This window comes from Cupriavidus necator (genome assembly GCF_013141915.1).
Taxonomy (GTDB): domain Bacteria; phylum Pseudomonadota; class Gammaproteobacteria; order Burkholderiales; family Burkholderiaceae; genus Cupriavidus; species Cupriavidus necator_B.
Map to the genome: position 1 here is coordinate 64,934 of NZ_SROX01000013.1, position 23,845 is coordinate 88,778.

At 65.0% G+C, this 23,845-nt stretch carries 18 protein-coding genes; 12 read left to right on the forward strand and 6 right to left on the reverse strand.

All coding sequences use genetic code 11. From position 1 onward, the window contains the following. Positions 1–346 precede the first annotated feature (346 nt). The 4 genes from E5S69_RS21875 to E5S69_RS21890 all read left to right on the forward strand — a co-directional run bounded on the left by E5S69_RS21875 (position 347) and on the right by E5S69_RS21890 (position 5,388). The gene (locus tag E5S69_RS21875) at positions 347–1,249 is read left to right on the forward strand and encodes an amidohydrolase family protein (protein WP_115705056.1); all 903 of its coding nucleotides are present in this window, start codon (positions 347–349) and stop codon (positions 1,247–1,249) included. Between the two features lie 44 nt (positions 1,250–1,293). Then, positions 1,294–2,208 (forward strand): amidohydrolase family protein, encoded by a 915-nt coding sequence (locus E5S69_RS21880; RefSeq protein WP_171516721.1) that lies wholly within the window; start codon positions 1,294–1,296, stop codon positions 2,206–2,208. A 108-nt stretch (positions 2,209–2,316) separates the two neighbouring features. After that, a complete protein-coding gene (locus tag E5S69_RS21885; RefSeq protein ID WP_171516722.1) occupies positions 2,317–3,759 on the forward strand; it encodes a UbiD family decarboxylase in 1,443 nt (480 codons plus the stop codon). A 237-nt stretch (positions 3,760–3,996) separates the two neighbouring features. Then, entirely contained in the window at positions 3,997–5,388 is a 1,392-nt protein-coding gene (locus tag E5S69_RS21890; protein ID WP_171516723.1) for a nucleobase:cation symporter-2 family protein, read from the forward strand. 5 nt (positions 5,389–5,393) lie between these two features. On the opposite strand, the gene E5S69_RS21895 is transcribed toward E5S69_RS21890, so the two are convergent. Beyond that, positions 5,394–6,299: a LysR family transcriptional regulator gene (locus E5S69_RS21895; protein ID WP_171516811.1), complete on the reverse strand. Its 906-nt coding sequence runs from the start codon at positions 6,297–6,299 to the stop codon at positions 5,394–5,396. Positions 6,300–6,511: 212 nt separating this feature from the next. Between E5S69_RS21895 and E5S69_RS21900 the strand changes: the two genes are divergently transcribed. The 5 genes from E5S69_RS21900 (at position 6,512) to E5S69_RS21920 (ending at position 11,929) form a co-directional block, all read left to right on the forward strand. Then, on the forward strand, positions 6,512–7,384 hold the full coding sequence (locus E5S69_RS21900; RefSeq protein ID WP_171516724.1) for an FAD binding domain-containing protein: 873 nt from the start codon (positions 6,512–6,514) through the stop codon (positions 7,382–7,384). Next, on the forward strand, positions 7,372–7,884 hold the full coding sequence (locus E5S69_RS21905; RefSeq protein WP_171516725.1) for a (2Fe-2S)-binding protein: 513 nt from the start codon (positions 7,372–7,374) through the stop codon (positions 7,882–7,884). Before E5S69_RS21900 ends, E5S69_RS21905 begins: the two co-directional genes overlap by 13 nt. Further along, positions 7,884–10,172, forward strand: a complete 2,289-nt coding sequence (locus E5S69_RS21910) for a xanthine dehydrogenase family protein molybdopterin-binding subunit (protein ID WP_171516812.1) — start codon at positions 7,884–7,886, stop codon at positions 10,170–10,172. Before E5S69_RS21905 ends, E5S69_RS21910 begins: the two co-directional genes overlap by 1 nt. Then, positions 10,169–10,765 carry a UbiX family flavin prenyltransferase gene (locus E5S69_RS21915; protein ID WP_171516726.1) on the forward strand — a complete coding sequence of 199 codons (597 nt, stop codon included), beginning with the start codon at positions 10,169–10,171 and terminating at the stop codon, positions 10,763–10,765. Before E5S69_RS21910 ends, E5S69_RS21915 begins: the two co-directional genes overlap by 4 nt. Before the next feature lie 66 nt (positions 10,766–10,831). Next, positions 10,832–11,929, forward strand: coding sequence for a CobW family GTP-binding protein (locus tag E5S69_RS21920; protein ID WP_171516727.1), 1,098 nt, complete (start codon positions 10,832–10,834; stop codon positions 11,927–11,929). A 33-nt stretch (positions 11,930–11,962) separates the two neighbouring features. Here E5S69_RS21920 and E5S69_RS21925 read toward each other — a convergent pair whose 3' ends face one another. Then, positions 11,963–12,970 carry a helix-turn-helix transcriptional regulator gene (locus E5S69_RS21925; RefSeq protein WP_171516728.1) on the reverse strand — a complete coding sequence of 336 codons (1,008 nt, stop codon included), beginning with the start codon at positions 12,968–12,970 and terminating at the stop codon, positions 11,963–11,965. A gap of 546 nt (positions 12,971–13,516) precedes the next feature. Here E5S69_RS21925 and E5S69_RS21930 point away from each other — a divergent pair. Together E5S69_RS21930 and E5S69_RS21935 are read left to right on the forward strand one after the other, a co-directional pair. Beyond that, positions 13,517–14,866, forward strand: a complete 1,350-nt coding sequence (locus E5S69_RS21930; RefSeq protein WP_171516729.1) for a nucleobase:cation symporter-2 family protein — start codon at positions 13,517–13,519, stop codon at positions 14,864–14,866. Positions 14,867–14,869: 3 nt separating this feature from the next. Beyond that, on the forward strand, positions 14,870–16,273 hold the full coding sequence (locus tag E5S69_RS21935; protein ID WP_171516730.1) for an amidohydrolase family protein: 1,404 nt from the start codon (positions 14,870–14,872) through the stop codon (positions 16,271–16,273). Between the two features lie 247 nt (positions 16,274–16,520). Here the strand turns inward: E5S69_RS21935 and E5S69_RS21940 are convergent, their stop codons facing one another. The 3 genes from E5S69_RS21940 to E5S69_RS21950 are packed head-to-tail and all read right to left on the reverse strand — an operon-like array spanning position 16,521 to position 22,266. Further along, positions 16,521–17,105 carry a hypothetical protein gene (locus tag E5S69_RS21940; RefSeq protein ID WP_171516731.1) on the reverse strand — a complete coding sequence of 195 codons (585 nt, stop codon included), beginning with the start codon at positions 17,103–17,105 and terminating at the stop codon, positions 16,521–16,523. After that, on the reverse strand, positions 17,102–19,357 hold the full coding sequence (locus E5S69_RS21945) for a M23 family metallopeptidase (RefSeq protein ID WP_171516732.1): 2,256 nt from the start codon (positions 19,355–19,357) through the stop codon (positions 17,102–17,104). Before E5S69_RS21945 ends, E5S69_RS21940 begins: the two co-directional genes overlap by 4 nt. Before the next feature lie 20 nt (positions 19,358–19,377). Beyond that, complete coding sequence (locus E5S69_RS21950; RefSeq protein ID WP_171516733.1) at positions 19,378–22,266, reverse strand: type VI secretion system Vgr family protein; 2,889 nt, start codon at positions 22,264–22,266, stop codon at positions 19,378–19,380. 534 nt (positions 22,267–22,800) lie between these two features. On the opposite strand from E5S69_RS21950, the gene E5S69_RS21955 reads away from it, so the two are divergent. Then, entirely contained in the window at positions 22,801–22,989 is a 189-nt protein-coding gene (locus E5S69_RS21955) for a DUF1484 family protein (protein WP_171516734.1), read from the forward strand. 253 nt (positions 22,990–23,242) lie between these two features. Here E5S69_RS21955 and E5S69_RS21960 read toward each other — a convergent pair whose 3' ends face one another. Then, on the reverse strand, positions 23,243–23,695 hold the full coding sequence (locus E5S69_RS21960) for a PA2169 family four-helix-bundle protein (protein ID WP_171516735.1): 453 nt from the start codon (positions 23,693–23,695) through the stop codon (positions 23,243–23,245). Positions 23,696–23,845: the final 150 nt, after the last annotated feature.

The following is a 23,845-nucleotide window of genomic DNA, read 5'->3' on the forward strand; positions in this document are numbered from 1 at the left end:
CGGACCTGCCGCTGCGTTCCTGCAATGTAGCGGATTCGCACCCTGGTTTGGAATGCGTATCGGCCCGCTGTTCGTGCAACGCAACACATAACGTCCTTGACGCAACGCCGAGGCGCTATGTATAAAGAGCGCGTGGGTAGAAGCGGTCGATTGGACAGCAGCGGTGCAATGCCGCGAGGTTCAACTGGAGATTGCTCACTGACGGAGTGTTTCGTCGGTGGCGCAGTGGTCCAGACGCTCCCCTGACAAAGACTCCCGATCGCAGCATGCAAGGCCGGCCCCGCGGCGTTGTTCGCGCGCGCCCGCCGCATGCGTGTCCAACCTAGTCATTGTTAGGGGATCTCCCATGATCATCGACACCAGCTGTTATCCGACGAACCTGGTGGACCTGGCCTGGCGCCACGACGGCGACCCGTTCACCGGTGAGCGCCTGATCCAGATGATGGACGGCCCATTCACCATCAACGGCAAGCCGCGCCGCATCGACAAGGCCTTTATCCAGCCGCCGCAGGGCAACACCATCTACACCTACACCGACGGCGTCAAGTCAGGCAGCGAGTCGATCGACGCGTACATGGCCTACACCGTCGAGATGGTGCAGAAGTATCCCGACCGCTTTATCGGCTGCTTCGTCTACAACCCGCGCTGCGGCGTGCAGAACGGCGTCAACGCGATCGAGCACTACGTGAAGAAGCTGGGCTTCAAGATGGTCCAGTTCCAGGCCAACATGCACGCCTACCGCCCGGACCGCGCGCTCGACTGGCTGCGCCCGGCGCTGCAGAAATGCGCCGAGCTGGGCGTGCTGGTCAAGCTGCACACCGGCGACGGTCCCTACAGCATCCCGACCGAATGGGTGCCGATGATGAAGGAGTTCCCGACGGTGAACTTCATCATGGCCCACTTCGGCGTGCAGACCGGCGGCGTGTACTGCTTCGAGCCGTTCCAGATGGCGATGGACATGCCCAACGTGTATTGCGAATCGGGCTGGTGCCTGCAGTCGCGCATTGTCGAGTTCGCCAAGGTGTTGCCCAAGCACAAGATCCTGTTCGGTTCCGACACCCCGCCCAACGAGCCCGGCATGTGGCTGCGGCTGCTGGAAGTGCTGTGCTTCGAGCCGCCCCAGGGCCTGAACCTGGATGAAGACACGCTGGAGGACTACCTCGGCAACAACGTCGCCCGGATGATCGGACTGGAGCCGACGCCCGTCCCGCGCACGCTGGAAGAAGCGAAAGCGCGCCTGGCCGCATAAGCCCAGCGCCCGCGCCAACGACAACGGACTCCGGAGCACCCAACATGATTATCGACACCCATCTGCACCCGACCAATCTCGTCGACGAAGCCTGGCGCCACACCGGCGAGCCCTTCAACGGCGAGCGCATGCTCAAGATGATGGACGGCCCCTACATGATCAACGGCAAGCCGCGCCGCATCGACATGGGCTTTATCCAGCCACCGCCCGGCAACACTGGCTACCGCGACGGCAACCGCCGCGGCCGCGAAGGCATCCGCGACTACATGGCGTATATCGCCGAGCTGTGCCAGAAATACCCTGACCGCTTTATCGGCAACTTCACCTTCAACCCGCGCTGGGGCCCGGAAGAAGGCGCGCAGGAGCTGGAATTCCACGTGAAGGAGTACGGCTTCAAGATGCTGAAGCTGCATGCCAACATGCACGGCTACCGGCCCGACCGCGCGCTCGACTGGCTGCGGCCGGCGATGAAGGTCTGCGCCAAGTACAACGTGGTGGTGCTGATCCATACCGGCGACGGCCCGTACACGATTCCCACCATGTTCTACCCGATCATCCGCGAATTCCCGATGGTCAATTTCATCATCGGCCATTTCGGCATCCAGACCGGCGGCAACTACTCGTTCGAGGCGTTCTGGATGGCGATGGACACGCCCAACGTGTACTGCGAATCCGGCTGGTGCTTCCAGTCGCGCATCGTCGAGTTCGCGCGCCAGCTGCCGCGCGACAAGATCGTGTTCGGCACCGACACCCCGCCCAACGAGCCCGGCATGTGGCTGCGCGAGCTGGAAATGCTGTGCGGCCCCGCGCCGCAGGGCATGGACCTGGACGAGGACGGGCTCGAGGACTACATGGGCAACAACATCGCCCGCCTGGTCGGCATCGAGCCCACGGCGCCGCCCAGGACCCAGGAAGAAGCGCTGGCGCGGCTGAAGGATACGTACGCCAGTACGCGATAGTCGCTAGCCGGTAGTTGTTCGGCAGGCAGGCACGGCACGGCGGCCGGGAGCATTCCCGGCCGCCGGGGCAGCCTTCGCCCTGGCCAACCCTGACCACAGGAGCCGATCATGAACTCACCCTCAGCGCCCTTTGCCTCGACGGCAGCGGCGCCCCAGCCTTTCCACGACACCTCGCAGGATTTCCACCAGTTCCTGGCCGCCTACCGCGAGGCCTTTCCCGAAGACGTGCTGCATATACGCGAGCCGGTCGGCGCCGACCAGGACCCGACCGCGCTGGTGTGGGCGCTGGCCGCGCAGGGCCGCCACCCGGCGCTGCTGTTCGACCATGTCGAAGGCCTGGGCACGTCGCTGGCGACCAATCTCTTTGCCTCGCGCGAGCGCATCGGCCGCATGCTGGGCGGCGTGCCGGCCGCCGGCATCCACGCCGAATACCAGGCCCGCAGCCGCCGCATGGTGGCGCCGCGCGTGCTGGACAGCGGCGCCGTCACCGGCCAGGTCGAAACGCAACACATCGACCTGCGCACGATTCCGGCGATCAAGCATTTCGCCACCGACCGCGGCCCCTACATCACCAACGCGATCCTGATCGCGGAAGACCCCGACAGCGGCATCGGCAATGCCAGCTACCACCGCTCGATGCTGCACTCGCCGACCGAGATCGCCACCAGCCTGCATTCCCGCGGCCACCTGTGGCGCATGCAGCAGCGCGCCGCCGAACTTGGGCGGCCGCTGCCGGTGGCCATGGTGATCGGCGCGCATCCGCTGTTCATGCTGGCCGGCGCGGCGCGGCTGCCGTTCGGCGTGGACGAGCGCCATGTCGCCGGCGGCCTGTTCGGCGCGCCGCTGGAAGTGGTACGCACGCCTCGGCACGGCATCCTGGTGCCGGCGCACGCCGAGATCGTGCTCGAGGGCGTGATCGATCCCGAGGCGCGCGTCGACGAAGGCCCGTTCGGCGAATTCACCGGCTATTCGTCGGACCGCTCGACCAACAACCTGCTGCGCGTACAGAGCGTAATGCGCCGCGCCGATGCCTGGCTGGTCGACGTGGTCGGCGGCAACTCCGCCGAGCACCTGAACCTGGGCCGCATCCCGCGCGAATCCGAGATGGTCGAGAAGCTCAGGGAGCGCTTCCCGGGCGTCACCGCGGTGCACTACCCCAGCTCCGGCACGCATTTCCACGCCTACGTGGCGCTGCGCCAGAGCCGGCCCGGCGAGGCGCGCCAGGTGATGCTGGGCCTGCTCGGCTGGGATCCGTACCTGAAGACGGTGGTCGCGGTCGACGAGGATGTCGACATCACGCGCGACGAGGAGGTGCTGTGGGCGATGGCCACACACCTGCAGCCGCACCTCGATGTGGTGGTGGTAGACGGCCTGCCCGGCAGCGCGCTCGACCCGTCGGCGTCGGGTGTCGGCACCACCTCGCGCATGGGGCTGGATGCCACGCGCGGCCGGGGCTTCGACGGCATTCGCGCGCGCCTGGATGCGGCCGCGATGGCCCGCGCGGCAGCGCTGCTGGCGCGGCTGGAGCGTGGCATATCCCACACGCCGTGAGCCAGGGCTAAGGGATAACCCGCTGAAAACGGCAGATTCATCGTTTCACCCGATCGATAAATCCGCCGCGAACGTTGTACCTTCCCCGCGCCGCTGTCATGCTGGACTGACAAGACAGGACTGGCGCGGGCTTCGCACGAGAGGATGGCATGACCATCCCGCAGAGGAAACGCCGGCGACCTTGGCGACACGTTAGCGCAATGCGCGACCGGCGTGATACCGACCAAAGGAGACAGCATGAACCCCACCCAGCCTACGCAAGGGCATGCCCCAGTGCATCCCGTTGACGAGGTCCTGCCCCCGCCCCGCCTGCTCGCCCTCGGCCTGCAGCATGTGCTGGTGATGTATGCCGGCGCCATTGCCGTGCCGATGATCATCGGCGGCGCCCTCAAGCTGCCCAAGGACCAGGTGGCATTCCTGATCGCCGCCGACCTGTTCTGCTGCGGCCTGGTGACGATGATCCAGAGCATCGGCATCTGGAAGGTCGGCATCCGGCTGCCGGTGATGATGGGCGTCACCTTCACCGCGATCGCGCCGATCATCGCCACCGGCTCGAACCCCTCGCTGGGACTGCCGGCGGTGTTTGGCGCAGTGATGGTGGCAGGCATCTTCACCTACTTCGCCGCGCCCTATGTCGGCAAGATGGTGCGCTGGTTCCCGCCGGTAGTGACCGGCACCGTGGTGCTGGTGATCGGGATCTCGCTGATGCGCGTCGGCATCAACTGGGCCGCGGGCGGCAACCCCACCATCAACACCGCGGCCGGTCCCGTGCCCAATCCCAACTTTGGCCTGCCGGTGAACATCGCCATCGCCACCGCGGTGCTGTGCACGGTGCTGGCGCTGGTGGCCTTTGCCCGGGGCTTCCTGTGCAACGTCGCGGTGCTGATCGGCATTGCGGTGGGCTTCGTGATCGCGCTGTCGCTGGGCAAGGTCAACTTCGACGGCCTGCACAACGCGCACTGGGTGGAGTTCATCACGCCCTTCCACTTCGGCTGGCCCACCTTCGACGCCATGACCGCGCTCACCCTGTGCGTGGTGATGATCGTGATCATGATCGAGGGCGTGGGCCAGTTCCTGGCGCTGGGCGAGATCGTGGGCCGCCCCGTGGGCTGCGACGACATCGCTCGCGGCCTGCGTGCCGACGGCGTGGGCGCGCTGGTGGGGGCGGTGTTCAACACCTTCACCTACACCTCGTACGCGCAGAACGTGGGGCTGGTGCAGGTCACCGGCGTGCGCAGCCGCTGGGTCTGCGCCACCGCCGGCGGCATCCTGGTCGTGCTGGGCTGCCTGCCCAAGCTGGCATTCTTTGCCGCATCCATCCCGCAATATGTGCTGGGCGGCGCGGCGCTGGTGATGTTCGGCATGGTGGCCGCCACGGGCGTGCGCATCCTCGGCCACGTGGACTTTGTCGAGAACAAGAAGAACGCCTATATCGTCGCCGTCAGCGTGGCGCTGGGCATGATCCCGCTGGTGTCGGACAAGTTCTTCGCGCAGATGCCGGAGCTGCTCGCCAAGTTCTGCCAGAACGGCATCCTGCTCGGCACCCTGACCGCGGTGCTGCTGAACCTGCTGTTCAACGCGCGCTCGCCGGCCCCCCAGCCGCACGGCCTGGCCAAGGAACCGGCATGACGTAGTCAGCCGGCCTCGGCCAACCTGGCGCGATAGCGCATCAGCAGGTCGCGGAAGGCCTGGGCCGGCGGCGACAGCGACCGGTCCGCGTGTACCAGCAGCGAGATCTCGCGGTGGATCACCGGATCGGTCGGCATCACCGTGGCCAGCCCCAGTGCGGTGGTCAGCCGCGTGACCGCCGCGCTCATTACTGCGATGCCCAGCCCGGCGTCGACCATGCCCACCATGGTCAGTGGCAGGAAGACTTCGTGCACCCGCTGCAATGCAATGCCGCGCGCGGCCAGCGCAGTGTCCAGGCAATCGCGGATCGGGTTGCCCTTATGCGGGCCGATCACGGGCAGGCCGGCCACGTCGTCCCAGCGCAGCGTCTTGCGCCGGCGCAGCGGATGGTGAGCGGGCATCACGATCACGAAGGGATCAGACATCAGCCGGTGCGCGCTCAGGTCAGGCTGGCCTTCGGGGATGGTGCCGATACCGAAATCCACCTCGCCCGAGCTGACCATCTTGGTCACCTCGTGCTCGGACACGTCGTGCAGTTCCACCTTCACCCCCGGATGGCTCACGCAGAACTCGCGGATCACGCGCGGCAGCATCAGCGCCGCCTGGATTGACGAGGCCGCGATCGACACGCGCCCGCGCCCGAGCGTGCGCAGCTCGCTGGAGTTCTCGATCACGCTGTCGATATCGGCGACCGCCTTTTTCACCAGCGGCAGCAGTTCTGCGCCCGCCTGCGTGATGTGCAGCTGTCGCGTGTGGCGGTCGAACAGCTTCAGGCCGAGGTTGGCTTCCAGCTCGTGGATCAGCGCGCTGACCGACGACTGCGACAGGTCCAGCTTCTCGGCCGCGCGGGTGAAGTGGCGCTCCTGCGCCACGGCGATGAACGCGCGCAGCTGGCGCAGCGACACGTTCATGTTGCTGAGGTTGGGCACGTTGTCTACCTCCGGGTCTGGGGATGCGCGCTTGCGGCTGGGTGTGGCCGGCGCGTCTGATTCAGAGGGTAACACGATCAATTAATCCGTTTGCAGGTCTTTACCGATGAAGACCATCCGCCCATGATGATTGCAACGGTGCGTGCCCCCAAAGCCCAGTGAGCCGCCACCGATGGCATAGACCAGGAGGAGCAATGAGAGCGTTTGAATACTTCGAACCGGCGACGCTGGCGGAAGCCTCGGCCATGCTGCACCGGTGCGGCGGCAAGGCCAGCGTGCTCGCCGGCGGCACCGACTTGCTGGTGCAGATCAAGGAGTCCGTGCGCCAGCCCGAGCAGGTCATCAATATCAAGAAGATCCCGGGCATGGACGTGCTGACCTTCGACCCTGTCAACGGCTTGCGTCTCGGCGCGCTGGTGACCACGCGCGCGGTGGAGACGTCGGGCTTCGTGAAACGACACTACGCCAGCCTCGCCAAAGCCGTGACGGACTTCGCCTCGATCCAGGTGCGCCATCGCGCCACCGTGGTAGGCAACGTCTGCCGCGCTTCGCCATCCGCCGATTCGATCGCGCCGCTGGTGGCCGACGGCGCCTCGGTGCACCTGTACGGCATGTCCGGCTCGCGCGAGTTGCGCGTCGAGGACTTTGTCACCGGCGTCGGCAAGACCGCCATCGCGCCGGACGAGATCGTTACCCGCATCACCGTGCCGGCACCGCGTCCCAACACCGGCAAGGTCTACCTGAAGCATGGCCGGCGCGTGCAGATGGAACTGGCCACGGTCGGCGTGGCGGTCTCGCTGACGGTGGCGAACGGCCGCTGCGCCGACCTCGGCATCGTGCTGGCGGCGGTCGGGCCCACACCCGTGCGCGCCACGCGCGCCGAGCAGGTGCTGCGCGGCCAGCGCGTGACCGACGCCCTGATCCTGCAGGCCGCGCACGCCGCCATGGACGAGGCACGTCCGATCAGCGACGTGCGCGCCAGCGAAGCGTACCGGCGGCAGATGGTCAGCGTGCTGACCCGCCGCGCCATCGAGCAAGCCATGGAGGCCGCAACATGCGAAAAATGATCGAACTCGTCATCAACGGCGAGCCGCGCGAACTGGCGGTGGCGCCGCACAGCACGCTGCTCGACGCCCTGCGCAACGACGCCTGCCTGACCGGAACCAAGAAGGGCTGCGACGTGGGCGAATGCGGCTCGTGCACCGTCATCATCGATGGCCAGCCGATGAATAGCTGCCTGGTACTGGCGCCCGAGGCGCACGGTTGCCACATCACCACCATAGAAGGCGTGCAGCCCGCGCCCGACACCGTGCACCCGATCCAGGAGCAGTTCATGCAGTGTGGCGCCGCGCAGTGCGGCTTCTGCACGCCCGGCTTCGTGGTAATGGCCAAGGCGTTGCTGGATGAAAACCCGCATCCCACGCGCGACGAGATCCGCTTTGCCATTGCCGGCAATATCTGCCGCTGCACCGGCTACACCAAGATCATCGAGGCCATCGAGAAAACCGCCGCGGCCATGGACCCCGCCGGGTGCATGCACCGTACCCGTGCCAGCGAGGAGGCATGATGACCCACGCCGTGATCGGACACAGTGTCAAGCGCACCGACCTGCTCGACAAGGTCACCGGCAACGCCCGCTATGTTGCCGACATGCCCTTCCCCGGACTGCTGTTCGGCAAGATCAAGCGCTGCAACGTCGCCCACGCCAGGATCCGCCGCATCGACACCGCACGCGCGCTGGCATTGCCGGGCGTCAAGGCCGTGCTGACGCATGAGAACGTGCCGCGCGTGCTGCACGCCGGCTCGCCGCATCCACGCTCCGCGTCGGTAACCTGCGACCAGTACATCCTCGATGACAAGGTGCGCTACTGGGGCGAAGGCGTGGCCGCGGTGGCCGCCGTCAGCGAAGAGATCGCCGAGCGCGCGCTTGAGCTGATCGAGGTCGAATACGACACGCTGCCCGCCGTCTTCACCACCGAAGACGCCGAGCGCTCCGACGCGCCGCGCATCCACGACCGCGAGCCCGGCGGCAACCTGGTGCTGCCGCCGGTCATCATCCGGCGTGGCGATGTGGAAGCCGGCTTCGCCGAGGCAGACTTCATCCTTGAAGGCGTCTACGAAGGCGGCCGTCCCACCCCCGCCTACATGGAGCCCAACGTACTCACCTGCAGCTGGGACGGCAACGGCAACCTGACGGTGTGGATCTCCACCCAGACCGCCTTCATGGTGCGTGGCATCATGGCCGAGGTACTGGGACTGCCGCTGCACAAGGTGCGCGTGCTGGTCGACCATATGGGCGGTGGCTTCGGCGCCAAGCAGGACCTGTTCCAGCACGAGTTCCTGTGCGCGTTGCTGGCGCGCGAGACGCGCCGCCCGGTGCGCATGGAATACACGCGCGAGGAAACCTTCCTCGGCGGCCGCACGCGGCATCCGGCGAAGATCTGGCTGAAGCAGGGCTTTCGCAACGACGGCACCATCACCGCCCGCCAGGCGAAGGTGGTGTTCAATTCCGGCGCCTACGGCTCGCACGGCCCCGGCGTGACCAATGTCGGCACCGCTGCGATGGTGTCGCTGTACCGCTGCGACAACGTGCTGCTCGAAGGCCGCTGTGTCTACACCAACAGCCCGATCGCCGGCGCGTTCCGCGGCTATGGCGTAGTGCAGACCTACTACGCACTCGACGTGCAGATGGACGAGGCGGCCGCGCACCTGGGCATCGATCCCGCCGAACTGAAGCTCAAGAACGCGGTGCGCGAAGGCGATATCGCGCCGTCGAACCATCCGCTGATCGGGCATGGCCTGGAAGCCTGCATCGAGAAAGGCATGGAGCTGGTCGACTGGCACGCGCTGCGGCGTCGCCCGCGCGACACCAGCGGACCGGTCCGCACCGGCTGGGGCCTGGGCTGCGAGATGCACGGCAGCAGCGCCTACCCCGGGATCAAGGAACAGGGCAACGCCATCATCAAGATGAACGAGGATGGGACCGTGGTGCTGCTGACTGGCGCGGCGGGGCTCGGTACCGGTGCGCATACCGCGCTCGCGCAGATCGTCGCGGAAGAATTGACGTTGCCGTTCGAGGCGGTATCGGTCGTGCATGGCGACACCGACGTGGTGCCCTGGGACATCGGCGCCTTTGCCAGCCACACCACCTACATGGTCGGCAAGGCCGCGCAGATGGCGGCGGGAGAGATCAAGCGCCAGTTGCTCGAGCGCGCCGCGAAGCTGATGGAATGCAAGCCCGAGGACCTGACGCTGTCGGCCGGCGTGATCGCCGTGCGCGACCGCGACGGCCCCACGCTGACGGTGCGCGAGGCGGTGATGCCGCGCAAGGGCATTCCCGCCGCGCAACTGGTCGGCACCGCCACCTATCACCCGACCAAGTCGTATTCGTTCGCGGCGCATTTTGTCGAGGTGGCGGTCGATACCGAGACCGGCTTTATCACCGTGCGGCAAGTGGTGCCGGTGCATGACGTCGGCAAGGTGATCCACCCGGTGGCGGCCGCGGGGCAGATCGAAGGCGGCATCCAGCAGGGCATCGGCCACACGCTGTACGAGGATTACCAGATCGACATGCGCACCGGCCGCTCGCTCAACGCCAACTTCGTCGACTACAAGATGCCGCTGGCGATGGATACGCCGGAGATCCGCACCGTGATCCTCGAAGCCGCGCCGGACCCTGGCGGCCCGTTCGGTGCCAAGGGCGTGGGCGAAGACCCGATCGTCGCGATCGGCCCGGCGATTGCCAACGCGGTGTTCGATGCCATCGGCGTGCGCTTCCGGCACTACCCGATCAAGCCGGAACAGGTGCTGCAAGCGCTGGCCGAGAAGGCCGCGCGGGAAGGCAGGCAACCATGATCCGCAAGCAACGCCTGGTCATCGCCATCACCGGTGCCAGCGGCGCGGTGTACGGCGTGCGCATGCTGGAGGCGCTGGCGGCGCTGGACGGCTGGGAGACCCACCTGGTCTGCTCGCCGTCCGGCCTGCTGACGGCGCACCATGAACTGGGCCTGCAGCGTCCGCAGATCGAGGCCATGGCCGACGTGGTGCACAACGTGCGCGATATCGGTGCCACCATCGCCAGCGGCTCGTTCCGCTGCGATGGCATGGTGGTGGCGCCGTGCTCGATGCGCACGCTGGCCGCCATCGCCACGGGGCTGGCCGACAACCTGGTCACGCGCGCCGCCGACGTGATGCTCAAGGAGCGGCGGCGACTGGTGCTGCTGGCGCGCGAGACCCCGCTACACCTGGTGCACCTGCGCAACATGACCACGGTCACGGAGATGGGCGCCATCGTGCTGCCGCCGCTGCCGGCGTTCTATGCGCATCCGCAGTCGGTGGACGACATCGTCAACCACACCGTCGGGCGCGTGCTGGACCTGTTCGACGCACCGCACGACGGGCTGGTGGAACGCTGGCAAGGCCTGCGCCCCAACGTCGCCACCGCTTGAAAGCAAGAGTTCGCCTCGTCGTTGCGAGGCACGCAGTACCCAACCCGGTAGAAATCAGGAGACAACATGAACGCACCTGCCGTCGCACAACAGCCGCCCGTCCCGGTCACCATCCTCACCGGCTTTCTCGGCTCGGGCAAGACGACGCTGCTCAACCACATCCTGACGCAGAAGCACGGCCACCGCATCGCCGTGATCGAGAACGAGTTCGGCGAGGTCGATGTGGACTCCGACCTGGTGATGACCTCGGACGAAGAGATCTACCAGATGACCAACGGCTGCATCTGCTGCGTGGTCGACGTGCGCACGGACCTGGTGCGCATCCTGCAGAAGCTGCTCGAGCGCCCCGAGCGTTTCGACCATATCCTGGTCGAGACCAGCGGACTGGCCGATCCCACCCCGGTGGCGGCCACCTTCTTCATGGACCATGAAGTGGCCAGGCAAGTCACGCTGGACGGCATCCTGACGCTGGTGGATGCGCTGCATATCGAAAGCCATCTCGACGATCCGCAGCTGACCGGCTTCGACAACCAGGCCGTCGACCAGATCGTCGCGGCCGACCGTGTGATCCTCAACAAGACCGACCTCGCCGACGCCGTGCAGCTCGACCGGCTCGAGGCCCGCATCCACCGCCTGAACGAGGGCGCGCAGATCCTGCGCTCCAACTTCGCGCAGGTGGACCTGGGCAAGATCCTGGGCATCGGCGGCTTTACGCCCGGTTCGATCCAGGTCGACGCGCACGCCGACCACCACGGCCACGCCCATGCGCACGAGCAGGATGATCACCACGACCACGTCTGCGACGAGCACTGCGACCACGCGCACGAGGACGATACGCACGGCCACCGCCACGATCCGTCGGTCACGTCCGTATCGCTGGTGTTCGACCAGCCGTTCGACCGCCAGCGCCTGGAGCACGGCCTGAAGGCGCTGCTGGCCGCGCAGGGCGACGATGTGTTCCGCATGAAGGGGATCGTGGCCGTGGAGGGCGATAACCGCCGCTACGTGCTGCAGGCGGTGCACCGGCTGATGGATTTCCACCCTGCCGAAGCGTGGGGCGCAGAAGCCGCGCAGAGCAAGTTCGTCTTTATCGGCCGCCATCTCGACAAGCTGCGCTTGCAGACGCTGCTGAAGGTCTGCCTGCCAGTGGCGCAGGCCGCCTGATACCGCACCGGCGGCAGCGGGTCTGGCTTGCCGTCAGGCCTGCTGCCGCGCTGCCGCCGCCAATGTCTGCGACGGCAGCTCGCCGAACTCGCGCCGGTACTCCCGCGAGAACAGGCTCAGGTGGGTAAAGCCATGGCGCAGCGCGATCGCGCTGACCATGCCCTTCTCATGCCGCGCCCGCTGAAGATCGGCGCGCGCACCATGCAGGCGCAGCAGCCGCAGGTATTCCATCGGCGTGGTGTCCTTGCTCTTGCGAAAACCCAGCTGCAGCGTGCGCGCCGAGACCCCGCAATGCGCGGCGATTTGCTCCAGCGTCAGCGGCTGCTCCAGGTTCGCACGCAGGTACGCGATGGCGTTGCGCACATAGTCCGGCAGCACGGCTTCGAACCGGCGCGGCAGCATATTGCCGTCCGCGGCAAAGCGGTCGAGCAGCAGCGTCGACAGTACGATGCGCTCGATGCTGGCATCCACCGCCGGCACGCCGCTGCCTTCGCGCCGCACCCGCGTCTCCGCGCGCAGGTAGCTGACCAGCGCCTGCCAGCGTTCGGCACGGCCATCGTCGGCCACCGGCTGCATGGCGAATTCGATCGGCGCCGGCGGCTCGAAGCTGAACTGCTGGCGGAATGCCTCCTCGATCAGCTGGCGGCGGATCACCACGCTGAAGCGCTCGCAGCCGGGATCCAGCGACAGCGTGGTCGGCACCGTGGGCGAGAAGACAAAGGTCGCACCCGGCGGCATCAGCATCGCGCCACGCGGGGTTTCCACGCGGCACGTGCCCGCCAGCACGGTCTGGATCACGAACTCATCCTTGTTCGGCTGCGGCTCGATCTGCACCGCCTGGTTGTAGGCGATGGTTACCAGCGTCAGCCGGCCAATGGTGCTGGTATCGATGCGCGCATCGAGCGCCGCATCGGCCTCGGCCGCGCGCAGCCGTGTCGGGCCGAACACGCGGCCGGACAGCGACTGGATGCGATCGAGGTCGCCGCCGCGGCTGAGTGGCGAGCGGGATGCTGCGGCGATCCGTCCTGCATTGGGTGACATGTTCGATATGGACGGAGAAGTTGAAAGGAGCGACCACAATGACCCGGCGACTGACGGCGCCAGGCGCATGCGCACGACTTCGCCAAATCTCGCTCACGCCCGCTGCGGACGCTCCCCTCTGCCGCGAAGTGGGAGAGCGGTGGGGGTGAGGGCCGGTGCATCAACAAAGTGCACCCCGTCGGTATGCAAGCGCCCGCCCTCACCCCCTGCCCCTCTCCCGCACGCGGGAGAGCGGAGCAAACACGCGGCGCGCCGCACGCGCTCGCTGCGAAACACGCCATCCATCCTATGACCCCCACCCCGCTCACGCAACCCAAGGGAAACCCCTGATGCCCCAAGCACGCATTTTGCAAGCCCCGTTGCGGCCCGATGCCAGGGCCTTCGCAATAACGCTATGACGGCATGCCGTGCATCACTACTGTGCAAGGCATGCGTGGGCCATGCGCCGCGCATGGCACCGTGACGGATCGAGCCCGGCAACCACAGACCGGGCCAGCCGCCGCCGGCATGGCGCACTTTCCCCAGCACGCGGCAGGAGACAACATCATGCAAGCAGCGGTTCATCCCGTCGACCAGATCCTGCCGGCACGCGCCATGGCGTCGCTCGGCTTCCAGCACATGCTGGTCAGCTATCTTGGCGCCATTGCGGTGCCGATGATCGTGGCCGGCGCGCTCAAGATGACGCCGGCCCAGACCACCATGCTGATCAGCACCGCGCTGTTCACCTCCGGCATTGCCACGCTGTTGCAAACCGTGGGCTTCTGGAAATTCGGCGTGCGCCTGCCGCTGATGCAGGGGGTGGCGTTCAGCTCGGTGGGCCCGGTCATCGCCATCGGCACCGACCCCACGCTGGGCTTCAACGGCGTCTGCGGCGCCATCATCGCGGCGGGCGTGATCGCGATGTTCCTGGCGCCCGTGATCGGCAAGCTCAAGCGCTTCTTCCCGCCGGTGGTCAGCGGTTGCACCATCACCGCGGTGGGCTTGTCGCTGTTCCCGGTTTCGTTTCACTGGTTTGGAGGCGGAAGGGGCGCGCCGGACTTCGGTGCGCCCATCTTTTTCCTGGTTGCCTTCGGCGTGGTGGCACTGATCCTGCTGATCAACCGGCACGGCGGCGAACTGGTGCGCAACCTGTCGGTGGTGATCGGGCTGCTGGTCGGCGGCGCGGTGGCATGGATGCTGGGCATGGGCAGCTTCGATGAAGTCGCGCGCGCGCCGTGGTTCACCATGGTGAAGCCGTTCGCATTCGGCATGCCCACCTTCAACCTCGGCGCCATCACCACCATGGTGATCGTGATGGTGGTGCAGATGGTGGAATCGATGGGCCTGTTCATCGCCGTCGGCGATATCGTCAAGCGCCCGCTGACCGAGCGCGACGCCACCCGCGGCCTGCGCGCCAACGGCCTGGCCAGCGCCATCGGCGGCATGTTCGCGGCATTCCCATATATCGCCTTCATGGAAAACGTGGGCCTGGTAATCGTTACCGGCGTGCGCAGCCGCTGGGTGGTCGCTACCTGCGGCGTGATGCTGTGCGCCGTGGCGCTGGTGCCCAAGATCGGCGCGCTGTTTGCCTCGATCCCCGCCGCGGCGCTCGGCGGCGCCACCATGGTGATGTTCGGCGTGGTCGTGGCCGCTGGCATCAAGACGCTGGGCGAGGTGGAATACGAGCGCAACCCCAACAATCTCTCGATCGTCTCCATCACGCTCGGCTGCGCGATGATGCCGGTGATGCTGCCGGGCATGCTGGAAAAGCTGCCCGGCTTCCTGCAGCCCTTTGTCCACAGCAGCGTGATCATCGCGTGCGTGGTTTCCGTGGTCCTCAACCTGATTCTCAACGGCCTGCCAGCCCGTGAAGCCGACGAGCTGCCCGCCAGTGCCGACAACGTCCAAGGGGTCTGAAACATGGTGCAGAACACCAACGCCACTAACGCGCCGGCCGGCGCCCTGCTGATCCGCAACGCCGCCGCCGTGATGACCGGCCGCGCCGGCACTGCCGCGCGCGCCGGCGCCGCCGACATCCGCATCCGCGACGGCCGCATCGCCGAGATCGGCGCCAGCCTGCCACGCCATGAAGGCGAAGCGGTGCTCGATGCCAGCGGCTGCGTGGTCTACCCCGGCTGGGTCAATACCCACCACCACCTGTTCCAGAACCTGCTGAAGGCCGTGCCCAGCGGCATGAACGTCGGGCTGGAGCAATGGCTTGCGTCAGTCGCCTACCCGCGCCTGGCGCGCTTCAGCCCCGAGATCTTCCGCACTGCTGTGCGGCTGGGCATGGCCGAGCTGCTGCTGTCCGGCACTACCACTTGCGCGGATCACCACTACCTGTATCACCACGGCCACGGCGCGGAAACCGGCGACGTGCTGTTCGAGGTGGCCGAAGAGCTCGGCACGCGCCTGGTGTTGTGCCGTGGCGGCGCAATCCAGTCAGCCTCCGACCATCCCGGCATGCGTGCCACCGCGTTGGTGCCCGAGACGCTGGACGAAATGCTGGCCGATATCGAACGGCTGAAGACCCGCTACCACGACGCCGCCCCCGATGGCCTGCGCCGCGTGGTGGTGGCACCGACAACACCGACCTTCTCGCTACCGCCCGCGCTGCTGCGCGAACTGGCCGCCTTTGGCCGCGGCATGGACCTGCGCCTGCATTCGCACCTGTCCGAGACCGACAACTACGTCAAGTTCTGCCGCGAGAAATACCAGTGCACGCCGGTGCAGTTCGTCGCCGACCACGACTGGCTGGGACCGGATGTGTGGTTCGCACACCTCGTCACGGTGAATCCCGAAGAAATCCGCATGCTGGCCGTGACCAATACCGGCATGGCGCACTGCCCCGTCAGCAATGCGCGGCTGGGCAGCGGCATCGCGCCGGTGCGCGCGATGGCGGATGCGGGCGTGCCGATTTCGCTCGGGGTCGACGGGGTCGCGTCCAATGAGTCGGGCAGCATGGTGCATGAGGCCAACTTCGCGTGGCTGGTGCACCGGGCGCTGGGTGGGGCCGGGCAAACGCGTGTGGAGGAAGTGATTCATTGGGGCACTGCTGGGGGTGCGCAAGTGCTGGGCCTGCCGGGAATCGGCACGCTAGCGCCGGGGCAGTCGGCGGACCTGGCGATCTATGACGTCAGCGGGCTGCGATTCCACGGGTTCCATGACATCGGCACGGCGCCGGTCGCGGCGGGCGAGCCTACGCCGGTTAGGGATGTGCTGGTGCGGGGGCGGCAGGTGGTGCGGGATGGGGCGATTGTGGGGCTGGATTTGGAGAAGCTAAGGCGGGAGGCGCGGGAGGCGTTGGCGACGCTGGTGGATTGAGGGGGTTGGTATCGGCGGAAGTGATATGGGTCTGGGGTAAACCAACTTCCAGTCGCCGTTCTGAGTCATCAGTGGGCGCTGGGGAATTGTTGTCCTGATGGCGGTGCCGGCCGGGCGCTCGGCGCCCGACGGGTAGCCCAGAGGATGGCCGAACTCGGCGCCTGGAGCCCGCTCGGCCAGGGCCTTCTTGAATTACCCAAAGCATTGAGATCCGGCCGATAGAGGATGGCATTCCTAGCTACAGGCATCAATCGATGTTAGGCACCGACTCCCACAGGGTGATAATTTCCTCCTTGGTTGCCACCGTGGCTTTGCGAACATGATCTTCAAGAACGAAATTGCCATAGAGAACCCCGCCATGTCGAAGATAGCGGACGGCAACGTGACATGTCCCGGTGGGTCGATAAACCGACCCACTCTTTAAATCACAATCGACCTCCGCCGCATATATCGTTGCCCCTGACGTTAGCTCAAGCCGCGCCGCCGGATACGAGGAGATGCCGCTTGCTATGCTGACTTCCCGGCGTTGAGAAGATTTCTCATTTGAGGTGTTTTGCTGGACGGAAAAAACACCAAAATCTCGCAAAAACTTCTCACTCTGCGTAGAGCAAAGGTATCCGATTTTCCTCTTGGATTTCGTTAAAGTGAAATCGAGGCAGGTGGTATCTGGGTATTGGCGCGTGGGATTTTTTGCTTGGCGGAAAGCAAACGCCGCCGGCGGCTTTATATTAGAAATCAGCTCGTGCGATAGCGGTTGTCCAGCGCTTGATGCGGCAACCGAAAAAAAAGCAAACAAGGCAAGCAGGCTGGCCGTTGCGCGAGACTTCATCATGCTAGCCCCTGGACCTGATCCAGTATGACTTCGGCAATCGCGACGGACTCATTAAGTCGCTCACGCAATTGATTGGGCTCGCCAGTTTTTCGGTTGGTCCCGTTGATCGCTATAGCCACCGCCCGAACCGATTGCATATTGATCTCATCCATTGTGATGGTAGAGTTGATCGTGACAAAGCGATTGGTAGCGGCGCCGGCAAGCCAATACCAACCGCCGGCGTCTATTGCATTCCACGGATCGGTCGAAAGTAACTGCGGGTGATCAATCCTTGGTGCGCGATCCAGGCGAGTGGGGCTCCACCACCGGCTGGCAAAGCTGCTGGGATTCAACCACCCTCGATATACCCAATATTTTGCGTAATTCTCCCGACCCGTCAATTGTTTCATGCCACGTCCACGGAATTTCGGACCATCGCCGAATTCAACGTTGCCAAGCCGACCCTCGAGATAGTATAGATAGTCATTCTTGTGGACTGGAATGTAGAATCCTTCGTCTTCCGAAATAAAACTGGCGTGAGTCGGGTTGTGCGAGAAATCCACCGCCCCCTCTATCATAAGGCATAAAAACAGGGACTCTATCGCCCCTTGCCCAAGGAAATGACTCATCCGGACTGGTGTCATGATCAGATATTTACGCATGGCACGATTTATTTCCTTTCTGTATCGTTCCCTAATTAATGCTGGCGTTCTTCCTTTGCCTTCAAGTCTCAAGGCAGTAGTTGGATACTTTTTGTCAGGGTAGATCCGACCAAGGTCGTTCGCACATAGCCAGCCACATTTTCTGTATGTTCTTATGAACTCACGCGGATCAAATCTCCAGTGGCTCGGAGCCAGGGCCTGCTCTGCGACGCGGGCCCCGCGTTCATCGTAAAGCGGCACTCGCAAATTGGCTTGCCGCCAAAACGCGAGTGCTTCGACATGAGCTCGAAATCTGTTGAACTCGCCCTCCGTCTTTGGCGTCGGATTGGCGCGACTTTGTATCTTTAGCCAACCCCAGCGTGCTTCGATGGCAGTGTCATCCCATTCGGTAGGAAATTTGCAGAGCAACCGCCGCAGGAATCCTCGAACCTTGGAAGACGCAAGGCGTGAGCGGGCTTCGTCAGCAGTAACGATCCCGTGTCGATCCACATCCATAACCTGAAGAATCAGAGGCTCGTTGCACCGAGAGTCTCCGTCAAGCGCTTCCTCGATCAGACGCCATCCCCGCCATTGGGGGAAGTCTGCATCGCTAAATTTTCGAACGTCCGGAGCATTGAGATTGACCCAGGCCGTACCGTGGAGCGTACTGATTCGCCGCCAATGCGGCACACCCGCGGGCACCAGAACATCGACACCTATCACGCGGCCAAACCGGAGCAGTTCGTAAACCGCGCTTGGGCATGGCCGTGCGCCTGAGGCGTATGCGTTGCAGATTTCATTGGCGTCGCGATAAAGATTGTATTCCGCGTCGGGCTCGATAATGACATCGCCTAATGAAGTGCCAGTCGAACAATACGTTGTGAGATACGCGTGTCCGCCTGTGTGGCGGCCGCCTTCCCCCTGGGCGTAACGCAGGCCGACAAATAGCTCCTCGCCAAGAGGCGTGCCGCCCGGTAACAGGGAGACATTTCGAGGAGGGCATTGCGGGTGGAGCAACGTCCCGGCGGGAAGGTGGAAATAGAGATCGCCAAAGACTACGTCGGAGCGACCATCACTGCCCAATGAAACATGGCCGCTATTTCGCCCAATGAGTTGCCGGAGGTTTGTATCATCGCAAAGGATCTCCAGGTGGACTCGATTCGGCTGCCCCCGCATGTATCCGGCTTGGCCTAACTCGTCCTTGCGTCGAATCGGACGGCCTTGGAGCACAGTGTTGCGCACCGTATGCAAATGCATATATACCGAAAAAAATACGACGCGAGTCGGCATGCCGTTTTGTCGCGAGGCACCGATTTCTGTTTCATGTCGGATGACGACAACGCCATCGCTCGTCCTGCCTCCATAGCTCAACGGCGCCCCTGGCGCGGGCGGCTCCAGCACCTGGCTGGAACCCCTTCGGTAGACAACGGTCCCGTCGGCAATTGCACGAACTGGTTCCCGACTGTTCCCTCGAACCGGCGCGACTAAGTGCGTGCCCCCATGCCATCCGAGGTTATGGCTCACCGGATAAACACCATCATCTGCCTCGCTACCTACCATGGCCGTTTCCAGCCATTGTTCTTCCGTTTGGCCGTCGGCTCGCGGAGGCAGGAAAGGGGGACTAATCAGCATTGGATACCCTCACGTCACGGTCAAATGGAGAACGGATAGTCGTCGTCGGCAGAAGGCGGCGTATCAGGAAAAAGCGGAAGATCTCGATTGGTGGTCACCGGCCCCTCGAACGTCCTCTGCGCCGCCTTATAGGTAATCGTCCCCGGACATTCGAAGGTGATGTTGCCGCTTTCGATCGTGATGGCAGCCCCGCCAGCCGTCGCAATGCGAATGCGCTTCGCCGCGGCAAAGTCCACATTCATATTGGCCGACACGATGGTCAGATCATCGCGCGCCGCCAGCTTCAGCAGGTCATGCTGCGCCTGGAGATCGATATCATCCTGACCCGCAGTCAGTTGCAGCCCGACGTTGCCCTCGCCGGGCGCGGACAGCCCGGCCGCAATGCCGATCGCGTGACCCGCATGGATGCTAGCCTGCCCCGCGACGGCGACGTTGTTGTCCTGCCCGCTGGCCAGCACCACGCTTTCTCCACTGGCGATCTGCAGATCTTGGCCCGCCACAACGACCACGCCAGCCCTGCCGTTTAGGTGGACCATCGGCTCGCCCTGGTGCGGCACCTTGTTATGTGTGCTGGCATTGCCGCCGGCCGCATCCCCCCTGGCGACATCGAGGGACTGACCGTCGACCATGCCGGCTGCGGCCTTCGCTTGCTTCGCCAGCGGTGATTCGTCGTCCTTCCCCGTCGACAGCGCCCGGCTTTGATGCGTGGTCGCGCCATCGCTCAGCGTCCTGACCAAATCACCCGCCTGCCGCAACAGCGCAATGCCCGCAGCGTTGTCGCCAGTCGGCAGCACGCGGCCCGTGACGGCATCGCGATAGGTCGTCAGCAATAGCCCAGATTGACCGCGTACCGCGACGTGGCCGTCGGTGCGCAGCTCGAACCCCTGCCCGCGGAAGCTGCCGCGGCGATTGTCCTGCTGGTGGATCGCATGGCCCAGATTGAGCTGGGTGGCTTGTTCAGTGGTGGCCAGTTGCGTGCGCAGCTGGTCATCGGTGTCGTCGAACACCAACTGGTTGGAGCCCTTGCCGCCGTGCTCCTGGCTCTTGAAGCCGGTCATTGCGGCGTCGTTGCGGTGGCCGTCCGGATCTGCACCCATGCCGTGCCACGCCGGACTGTTGCCACCGGCAAGGTTGCCCTGTGCGCTCGGCTGACTGTCTGAGCCCATCGCATAGATGCCGCTGGCGTCATAGGGCTGTGAGAACATGGTCGCGGCCATCGACTTGCCGCCCGGCGTGGGCGCGATGCCGGCTTCGCCGTGGCCGTTGTACAGTGCGCCGATCACGAAGGGCTGGTCGATATCGTTGTCCGCGAACTTGACCAGCACCTCCTGGCCGATGCGCGGCAGCCATTGCCAGCCCATGCCGGCGCCGGCTTGCCGCTGCGCGACGCGAATCCAGCGACTGCTGCGGTCGTCGGCGCGCTCGCCGCGCTGCCAGGGGAAGCGCACGCGGATCTGCCCGCCCGGGCTGGCGTGGTGTTCGGCGTTGCCATCGGCCTGCGCCTGCCCGTCAGGGCCGACCACGAGCGCGGTATGGACGCCCAGCGGGGTGGAGCGGCTATAGAGGCGCGGACAATCGCCCTCCAGCACGGCGGCACGCCATGGCCGCCGCGCATCGAAGGCACGGAAGAGCGCCGCATCGCCGTGCGCCCGAGCCGTGGCCAGCAGGGCTTCGGTCGGGACCAGCCGCTCGGCTGCGTCGTTGAGAAAGCCGTTCACCAGGCCGACGGTGATCGCCGCGGCATCCGGCGCTGGCGGTGGCGTGTCGAAGCACAACGCCGCTTCCAGCGACCCCATCCGGTCTGCGAGCGCGGCACGCGTTTCCACCGCGAGGTTGTTGATGCCGCAGTGCTCGACCGCATCGAGCAGCAGCGGATACCCCTTCGTATCGTCTTCCTGTGGCGGCAGGTGCGGGCAGCCGGTTACGGTCACTCTTGTGCCGCTGCGCAGCGTGCGAACGGAAGCGGCACCGGCGAACACCAGTGCACGCGCTTCGATGGCTTCCATCACCTGCTCGGCGACGCGCTGTGCGCTGGTCGTGTCCGGCGCCAGTGACAGGCTGACCGACAGGTAAGGATCCGGGCTGGCTGCTCGGCCTGAGAAAACGCCGAAGCGTGCCGGCGCGTGGCCACGGATGGTGCGCTTGCTCTCGGGATTCCAGGCACCCACCGCCACGCCACCGACTGCGGCACGGGTTTCGCAAATCAACTGCTGGATGGCATCAGTCGCTTCCTGGCTATGCGCACGGTGGTACCGGATGCCACCGCCAGCGGCCGATTCCGGGTCTTCCGGCAATTGCGTGCTGTCGGCAAAGATCCCTACGACATGCCCGAAAGGCGCCCTCTCGTCTTCCACTACGGTGTAGCCTAGCCCGGCCTCGGCGAGCAGCCGTGACAGGAAGTGATAGTCGGTCTCCCGAAATTGCGCCAGGTGGGCACGCTCGCCGAATACGGCGATGCGAGCTTCGGCTCCGGCGGCGTAACGCCACTGCGCGTACGGGGCATAGGGCTGCAGGACGGTGTCGATGATGCTGTCGAGCCGGCGCTGCTGGAACACTTGGCTGTTGCGCTGCTGAGTGCTCAGCCACAGCCAGGGCACCACGGTCAGGCGGTAGCGCGCCAGGCTGCCATCGGCGCCGAGCTTCTCGGCCTGCCGGACCAGTCCGGTGCGGCGCGATTGCCCGCCGTCCGCGAGCCTCGTGATCAGCGTGACGCGTTGGCCGAGCAGGCTGTCCAGCGCGAGATCGACGTTGGCGCTTGCCGCAACGATGCGCCATTCGAACAGCGCAGAGATTCCCTCGCGGCCGATCCAGGCTTCGACTGCCAGTTCGGCCAGCGCGCCTTCACCGTCCAGGGAATACAGGCGGTGGGTAGAGGAAAACAGCTGTTGGTGGAATCGTGCAGGATCCATTTTCCGATGCGTCAAACCGCCTGGTTCTTCGAACGCGCTATTGCGACCTCAGCGCATAGCAATCGGCTATTTGTGCCCTTGCATCTAAAGGAAATCAACGGAAAAACCGCCGATACGAAGCACTATCTTTATCTCGATCAAATACCCCGTAGATTCGTTTCTTCCGCGGGACGAGAATTTCATTTCGAAATGTGCTCTTAGGATTTCGGCTATTTGCTGGCGGGCAACGATCCGGCAGGATGCTGCGTCCGTATGGGAATGCGAAGTGTCCTATCGCGTCGCGTGGCGCGGTACGGGAGACTGGGGCTGTCATCGAACAGCGATGACCGAGTGTGGAAACTCGAATGTCTCAACCAAACGGTCGTCCGTGACGACCGTTCTTGCCTATACGTGCAAGCCATCCATGGCGGGCCGGATGAGGCAGCCGCAAGGCTGACCGGCAATGGTTGTGACACCGGTTTCCACCCTCGTCGTCAGGCCCGCCGCCCTCCCTAGCGTCGTGCGGCGGACCTTCATGCAACGATAGGAGGTCCTATGTCGGAAATCGATCTGTCCTCGGCGCGGTACAGTCTGTTGGCGGTGGCAGCGGGTATCGATGGCGTGCTTGCGCTGCTGGAGCAGCAGAGCGAATGGTGGGAGGGGGGCTTTGGGGCGTTTTGCTTGCTGGGGTTGGTGAAGGCGCAGTTGGAGCGGGTGTTGGAGGAAGAGTGGCCCAGTTCTTAATGTGGGTGGCAAAGCGGTTTGTTCTCTACCGCTTGTCTGCGCCTCTCTCCCGGTTACAGGAGAGGGGCGTGGGTTAGGGCATTATCCGGCTACTAGCGGGGTGGCACCGTCCAAGTCGCCGGAGTCCCTATGCACTCAGTTCGCCATCCCTGTCACCCATCCATGCTTTTGGTGTCAGCTGGGGCAAGGCAGGATCAGTGCCCGATTCGCCATCAAACCTGACCTTGCCGCCACATGGCCGGAGTGCGAGTCCTCAGTGGATCTGGATGCCACGCATGGCATGGATCCGCTCATGCTGTCGCTTCAACGCATCATACTGGCGCTGCAGTGTCGCGCTGGCATCAGGCGGGAGCGTCTTCATCAGGACGGACTGATACTCGCGCCTGGCGGCATCTTCTTCGTGCTCGCACATTCCCAGCACGGCGTCGTCATTGTTTGGCTGCAGCATGTGGCGGAACGCCATCCAGCCGCGGAACAGTGTGCCATTCATGCTGCCGCGGTCAGCCGGCTGGCCGCCCATGGCACTGACCAGGGACTGCAATTCCTCCACCGATGCCCGGTAGGTTTCCGCGGTGGTGGTCAGGATGTCGCGAAGCTGTGCATCGCGCACTTCAGCGGCGCCGCTCATGCAGGCCAGTTCGCTGTCCTTGCCTGCTTCGATCAGCTGGTTCAGCGCTATTACAGTTTGTTGCTGGTTGTCGCCCATGGCATTCTCCCAACACACGCTTAGGCAGCGCGCAGCTTCGGCGCCGCCAGGTTGGCCAAAGGAGGAAGCGCCGCCGCGCAAACGGCCGTGCAAACGGCGTCGCGGACGCCATCTAGGTGCATCAGCTGGTTCGCGACGGCACCACTTGCC

Coding starts and splice junctions, on each gene's coding strand:
- E5S69_RS21875 (WP_115705056.1), top strand. CDS start 347: ATGATCATCGACACCAGCTGTTATCCGACGAACCTGGTGGACCTGGCC.
- E5S69_RS21880 (WP_171516721.1), top strand. CDS start 1,294: ATGATTATCGACACCCATCTGCACCCGACCAATCTCGTCGACGAAGCC.
- E5S69_RS21885 (WP_171516722.1), top strand. CDS start 2,317: ATGAACTCACCCTCAGCGCCCTTTGCCTCGACGGCAGCGGCGCCCCAG.
- E5S69_RS21890 (WP_171516723.1), top strand. CDS start 3,997: ATGAACCCCACCCAGCCTACGCAAGGGCATGCCCCAGTGCATCCCGTT.
- E5S69_RS21895 (WP_171516811.1), bottom strand. CDS start 6,299: ATGAACGTGTCGCTGCGCCAGCTGCGCGCGTTCATCGCCGTGGCGCAG.
- E5S69_RS21900 (WP_171516724.1), top strand. CDS start 6,512: ATGAGAGCGTTTGAATACTTCGAACCGGCGACGCTGGCGGAAGCCTCG.
- E5S69_RS21905 (WP_171516725.1), top strand. CDS start 7,372: ATGCGAAAAATGATCGAACTCGTCATCAACGGCGAGCCGCGCGAACTG.
- E5S69_RS21910 (WP_171516812.1), top strand. CDS start 7,884: ATGACCCACGCCGTGATCGGACACAGTGTCAAGCGCACCGACCTGCTC.
- E5S69_RS21915 (WP_171516726.1), top strand. CDS start 10,169: ATGATCCGCAAGCAACGCCTGGTCATCGCCATCACCGGTGCCAGCGGC.
- E5S69_RS21920 (WP_171516727.1), top strand. CDS start 10,832: ATGAACGCACCTGCCGTCGCACAACAGCCGCCCGTCCCGGTCACCATC.
- E5S69_RS21925 (WP_171516728.1), bottom strand. CDS start 12,970: ATGTCACCCAATGCAGGACGGATCGCCGCAGCATCCCGCTCGCCACTC.
- E5S69_RS21930 (WP_171516729.1), top strand. CDS start 13,517: ATGCAAGCAGCGGTTCATCCCGTCGACCAGATCCTGCCGGCACGCGCC.
- E5S69_RS21935 (WP_171516730.1), top strand. CDS start 14,870: ATGGTGCAGAACACCAACGCCACTAACGCGCCGGCCGGCGCCCTGCTG.
- E5S69_RS21940 (WP_171516731.1), bottom strand. CDS start 17,105: ATGATGAAGTCTCGCGCAACGGCCAGCCTGCTTGCCTTGTTTGCTTTT.
- E5S69_RS21945 (WP_171516732.1), bottom strand. CDS start 19,357: ATGCTGATTAGTCCCCCTTTCCTGCCTCCGCGAGCCGACGGCCAAACG.
- E5S69_RS21950 (WP_171516733.1), bottom strand. CDS start 22,266: ATGGATCCTGCACGATTCCACCAACAGCTGTTTTCCTCTACCCACCGC.
- E5S69_RS21955 (WP_171516734.1), top strand. CDS start 22,801: ATGTCGGAAATCGATCTGTCCTCGGCGCGGTACAGTCTGTTGGCGGTG.
- E5S69_RS21960 (WP_171516735.1), bottom strand. CDS start 23,695: ATGGGCGACAACCAGCAACAAACTGTAATAGCGCTGAACCAGCTGATC.